Origin of the sequence: Streptomyces incanus, from assembly GCF_042656345.1 — a bacterium.
Classification (GTDB): Bacteria; Actinomycetota; Actinomycetes; order Streptomycetales; family Streptomycetaceae; genus Streptomyces; species Streptomyces incanus.
The window spans coordinates 1-4,986 of sequence record NZ_JBHSPC010000148.1 but is presented as its reverse complement, the minus strand read 5'-3'; the positions used below and the strand labels follow the sequence as shown (position 1 = coordinate 4,986).

3 protein-coding genes are annotated in these 4,986 nt (G+C 65.3%); 1 reads left to right on the top strand and 2 read right to left on the bottom strand.

Annotation, left to right across the window (positions count from 1 at the left end):
• Positions 1 to 211: 211 nt before the first annotated feature.
• Both ACFP2V_RS35290 and ACFP2V_RS35285 read right to left on the bottom strand, forming a co-directional pair.
• Positions 212 to 697 (bottom strand): hypothetical protein, encoded by a 486-nt coding sequence (locus tag ACFP2V_RS35290; RefSeq protein WP_381219633.1) that lies wholly within the window; start codon positions 695 to 697, stop codon positions 212 to 214.
• A complete protein-coding gene (locus ACFP2V_RS35285; RefSeq protein WP_381219630.1) occupies positions 697 to 4,620 on the bottom strand; it encodes a DNRLRE domain-containing protein in 3,924 nt (1,307 codons plus the stop codon). Before ACFP2V_RS35285 ends, ACFP2V_RS35290 begins: the two co-directional genes overlap by 1 nt.
• Before the next feature lie 103 nt (positions 4,621 to 4,723).
• Between ACFP2V_RS35285 and ACFP2V_RS35280 the strand changes: the two genes are divergently transcribed.
• The gene (locus ACFP2V_RS35280; protein ID WP_381219627.1) at positions 4,724 to 4,870 is read left to right on the top strand and encodes a hypothetical protein; all 147 of its coding nucleotides are present in this window, start codon (positions 4,724 to 4,726) and stop codon (positions 4,868 to 4,870) included.
• Positions 4,871 to 4,986 lie beyond the last annotated feature (116 nt).

Here is a 4,986-nt window from a genome sequence, read left to right as displayed (position 1 = left end):
CAGCCCGTCGACCAGCAGCCGCAGCGACCTGCGGCCCTGCTCGTCCAGGGACTTCAGCAACTCCCGGCGCCGCCGTCCTCACGTCGACCAGCCTTGCGCTGTGGTGAACGGTCTGCGAAGCCGCATGAGCGAACCGCCGTCCACAAGCACAAGGCTTCTGGACGGCGGTCGCGATCCGTGAAGGGGTGATCGAGTAAAGGGGTACCGGTGCCTACGGCTTCACCGGATCACCGTTCCCCATGCTCAGCCACCACACATCGTCGTCGCGGGTGAGGTCGAGCACCTGCTGCCGGCCGTCACTGAAGCGGAGTTCCACAGTGGCCAGGCCCGGTGCGACGGGGTCGGCCACGACTGCTTCGACCGGCTTGTCGGCGTGTGCGCCGAACTCGACGATCAGGCGTTGTGCGGCCTTCTCCCGGCCGGTGTACCACGGGGCACCGACCCCGGCCAGGTCCGCAGCGTCACCGCCCCGGAGGCGTTGGACATACACCTCGAGGACCAGTTCGACCTCGCGAGCGACCTCCTCGACCTCGGGGTAGGTGGACTCCGCGGCGCGGACCGTCACCTTCACCTCGGGGGTGTCCCGCAAGGCGTAGGGCGCCGGTTCACGGAGCAGCCACCATGCGAGGACACCCCCGCCCAGACACAGGGTGACGAGTACCGCCACGAGCCACTTGGCTCCTGAGATCTTGAGCATCAGTACCACTCCGGCCTGACGCGGTGGATGTTCGCCCACGTCCCCCTCTGGCTTCGGATGTAGGTGTCGAGGCGCTGGTTCAGACGGTTGTTGTTGTGCGCGCTCACGTAGGCCTTCCCTTTCGCCATCTTGGTGATGACACCCGCGTGGTCCCAACCGCCCTTGCCACCCCAGTTGAAGAAGACCACATCGCCGACCTTGGCCTCCTTCTGCTTGGATTCGGTGTTCACGATGCCGTAGCTGTGCTTGGACAGGAACGTCTCCATCTTGTCAGCGACGGTCCACGTGTGAGAGTTGGTGTAGTAGAACCCCCCACCCGAGTGCGGCGGCGAGGAGTGCTTGATGCGCCACCAGTTGTCCACGCTCTTCTTGTTCTTATTTTTGCCCTTCATGCGCATTCCGCCCCCGTGGTACAGCGCCTTGGAAACGTAGTTGGTGCAGTCCTGGCTGTACTCGTGCCGGTCGTTCCAGTGCGCCCTGGCCCATTTCGCTGTACCACTGTCATTCACGTTGGCGTACGGCGTGTACTGGGCCTGGTCCACAGCAAGTGCGCCGAGGGTATAGGGGACCTGCCGGGTGGATGCCGTGGGAGAGATGTCGCTCTCCACGCTGCTGTGCGTCACGGCACCGTAGGCGTCGTCGCCCTTGGACATCCGCTGTTCGTACTGCGCGGCGTTCATCTTGCTCCGCAGTACGGGCGAATCCTTTCCGGAGAAGGTGTAGAGGGTGGTTGTCTCGTCGGTCTCTGGTTCCTCGGGTGTGTCTGCGAGCGTTCTCTTTTCATTCACCGTGGCACGGACGGTCACCGAGCCGTCAGCGGAAGGCATCGCCAACACGTCCGACAGAGTGGACGTGACGGACGTATAGGTGAGGCTGTCCGCTTTCAGGGCGTCACGAGTATCGATCAACCAGAATTCCTCCGCCTTCAACAACCAGGAGTACTTCTCGGCGTTGGGCCGACCGTTGATCGCGGCGCTTGCACTGTTGTGCGCGCCGGTGTTCAAAGCAGCGGTGGCTTCGAGGTACTCGTTGACGGTCGCCGTGTAGGTGGCGGCGCTCAGGGGAGCACGCAGCGGTCTGACTGCACTGCTGGTGACCGTAGTGCTGGTGCCGTACGGGCTTGAGGCGCTCACCTTGAAGGTGTAGGGAGCGTCGTTGGTGAGGCCGGTGATCACCATGTCCGTACCGTGCGTGGTGCGCTTGGCCGCCACGGCGCCGGCGGCATCCAGTGCGGTCACCTCGTAGGTGAGGTCAGTGTCGTTGTAACCGCTGTCCGCGCTGGCGTCCCACATGACCAAAGCTCCCCCGTCGCCCGCCCGCGCACGGAGCCCTTCAGGCGGTGACGGCGGTGTGGCCGGCCCGTACTCGACCGTGAATGTGGCCGAGGTGAAACTGATGCCTGCCGTGCTCGGCGCCGTATCCGCCCTTCGCAGTACCAGACCGTGATTGATGTTGGCGCCGTCGGTCCAGCCGGTGACGAGGCCGGTGACGTCGATCGTCCAAGGGGCAGCCGCATCCAGGTTGACACCCGGAGCCGTGACCTTGTCCAAGTCACTTCCCGTCCCCGTGGTGGCCCATGCATCGTTGAGAGCATGTACGGCCAGGTCGGGTGTCGCCGCGCTCGACTGCAACTGCATTGTGGCGCCGGTCACTCGTGCTCCGGCAGGGATCTTCGACAGGTCGGCCTTGAGATAGGTGCGCCAGTTCTTGCCGGAGACACTGCCCACCTTCAGCGCCGTGCCGGTTTCGCCGACGCAGGTGGCCGCACCGGTGCAGACGGTGGCCTTGGTGAGCGGAACGCTCACCGACATACTGGCGGGCGTCTCGACGACCTCCGTACCGGATCCTGCGGCTATCGCGGTCTTCTCGGTCCATACGGAGCACTTGCCCTCGTAACAGGCCCTCATCGACCAGTTGAACGGCCCACCGGAATCGAGCCGGTCGGCAGGAATCTTGAAACCGGCGCGCTCGCCGTTGGGCACGAACTGACTGCCCAAGGTCTGGGTCCCGCTGGCGTTGCCGAGCCGGAACTGGGCCTCGACCATGCCCCCGTTGGACGAGGTGACAACGCCCGTGACCAGGGGAGAGGTGGTATCGGTCGCTCCAGCCTGGAGCTGGGTGGGCAAGTCTGCGGGCAGCACAGCGCTCGCGTCGACCTGGAACGCCGTCCAGCCGGACCAGCTGGAGGTATCGATCCCGTCACTGGTGCGCGCCCGAACCCGAAGGTGGGTGCCGTCCGGCAGTGCCGAAGCGGTGGGAACCTGCGTCGTGGCCACGGTGCCCGGCGTGAACTTTGCGGTTTTCCCGGTCCAGGTGTACGTGGTGTCAGCGAATCCGGGATCGGGCTGAATCTGGAATTCGGTCGTCAGCGCGGACTCGGCGTCACTGTCATCGACCTTGGCCTGGAGGGTGGGCGTGAGCGACCGGACCACAAGTGGGGTGCCGGCCTTACGAGGGCTGGCCCCCACCTCCGTGGGAGTCGTCGGCGCGGAGTTGTACGTAACGATCAGTGACGGCTCAGTCGCGGAGTCGTGCGACCCGTCAACGTAGTTGGCCGACCGGTAACGCCGCCAGGTGAGGGGGTCTTTCTCATTCACAGCCGCCAGACGCACCCCGTAGTTGGGCTGACCGTCCGCCCACGCCTGGACGATGCCGTCAACGTCCCACGAGACCTGTCCAGCGGGGCAATTCGCGTTGTAGCCCTTTGCCGCCTTCGACACGGGAGCCGCGGTAGTGGTCGTACTCGGCTGCTTTGCCCAGGAGATGGCGGAGGGGTCCCAGTCGCCGGTGACCCGCCGGACCTCGATCCCTGCATTGTCCGTCGAGCAAGTCGACGACCAATGGGAGAAGAGACGCAGGTCGGCGTCGATGACGCGCTTGCCGCGGAATCGGGCCGCATCGAACTTGAGGTAGGAACGAGCACGCTCCAACCCGTCGTACGTCCCCGCCTTCAGTTCGGTGGAGCCGCGCTGGGACGTCGGATAGGCGGCATCCTGGACCCAGGTGTCCGTGACAGGACCGAGCAGCGTGTTGGTCGGATCCACAGTCACGGGGTATCTCACGTCAGGATCCTGCAGGAACGAATGGTCCGGCGTGAGAACCAGAGTCTGCCCGTCACCGCTGCCCTCCACCGTGACGGCGACATCGGTGACATCAGCCGGCTCACCGGATGCAGCGCGCTCAGTAGCTCCCCACATGACGGGAGCGGGCGCAGTGGCCACATCTCTGCCGTCCTTGCTCTCCCAGAGCAGCCGTTCATCAGAAGCCTTACGGAGCTTCAAGCCGTCGGCAGCAACGGGTATTCTCAGCTCCACCTGCTCCTTCGGCCGTTCCTTCAGCACAAGGAGATGCGAGAAGCCTTCCGGCAGTGCGGAGACCACCAGATCGGCGTTGGGCTGAACCTCGCTGTAGGTCGCAGTGTCGCCCTCGAGCGTCGGCCGGGGAAGATCGCCGTCCCAGCCGATGCCGAGCGTGTGACTGCCCTCGCTCACTTCCGCGAGAACACCCGAACCACCATCGGAGAAGCTGATGTCCGCTGCGGCCTGTCTCGGCTGCACGACTCCGTCACGGCGAACGAGTCTCGTGTCGACGTCTCGCCACGTTCCGCTCTCGTCCTTGACCCTCGTCGGTCCGGTGGTCGACTCTTCGGTCACCGAGCCGTCGGGATTGACGTAGGCGGTTGAACTTTCCGTACGCAGCGCGGTGACCTCTACGCGCTGGCCAAGCAAAGCCGCGCGGATACGCGCCGCACCGACCTTCGCCTCGACGTCGTCAGACTCCTCCGCCGCGGACGAGACAGGCTGTGCGGTGGAGGCGCCGGCCTGCAGCCCCGGGACGCCGATCTCGACGGCTAAGCAGCCGGCCAGCGCGTACAGGCTGAACCCGAGTATGCGCGAACACCTGGGTCCGCGTCTTTTCTTCATTTTGGATCCCCCATTCACAGAAAAGAACAAAGATCTTCATACTTTCTCCCGCACGCACAGGCAATGAGACGTAAGCCACAACACCCCCTGGTGGCGTCCGCTGTTGTCGCTGCCGGCTTCGCCGCCCGCGGACGCCCTGAGCGGCATCGTGCGCGCGACGCGACTGATCGGCGAAGTTCGTGGCCGTGGTGGCGGCTTCACCGATGACGCGGGCGGCGGTGGCGAAGCCACGGCGCAGAAAGTGCCCTGACCAGGCGCCGGAAAAGCCGACGGCGACAGCCAGGCGCCCGATCCGCACACGGACTGACACGCGGACGAGCAGGCAGTACGAGGGCGGGGGCGCCCGGTGCAGAACACCGGGCGCCC

Coding starts and splice junctions, on each gene's coding strand:
- ACFP2V_RS35285 (WP_381219630.1), bottom strand. CDS start 4,620: ATGAAGAAAAGACGCGGACCCAGGTGTTCGCGCATACTCGGGTTCAGC.
- ACFP2V_RS35290 (WP_381219633.1), bottom strand. CDS start 697: ATGCTCAAGATCTCAGGAGCCAAGTGGCTCGTGGCGGTACTCGTCACC.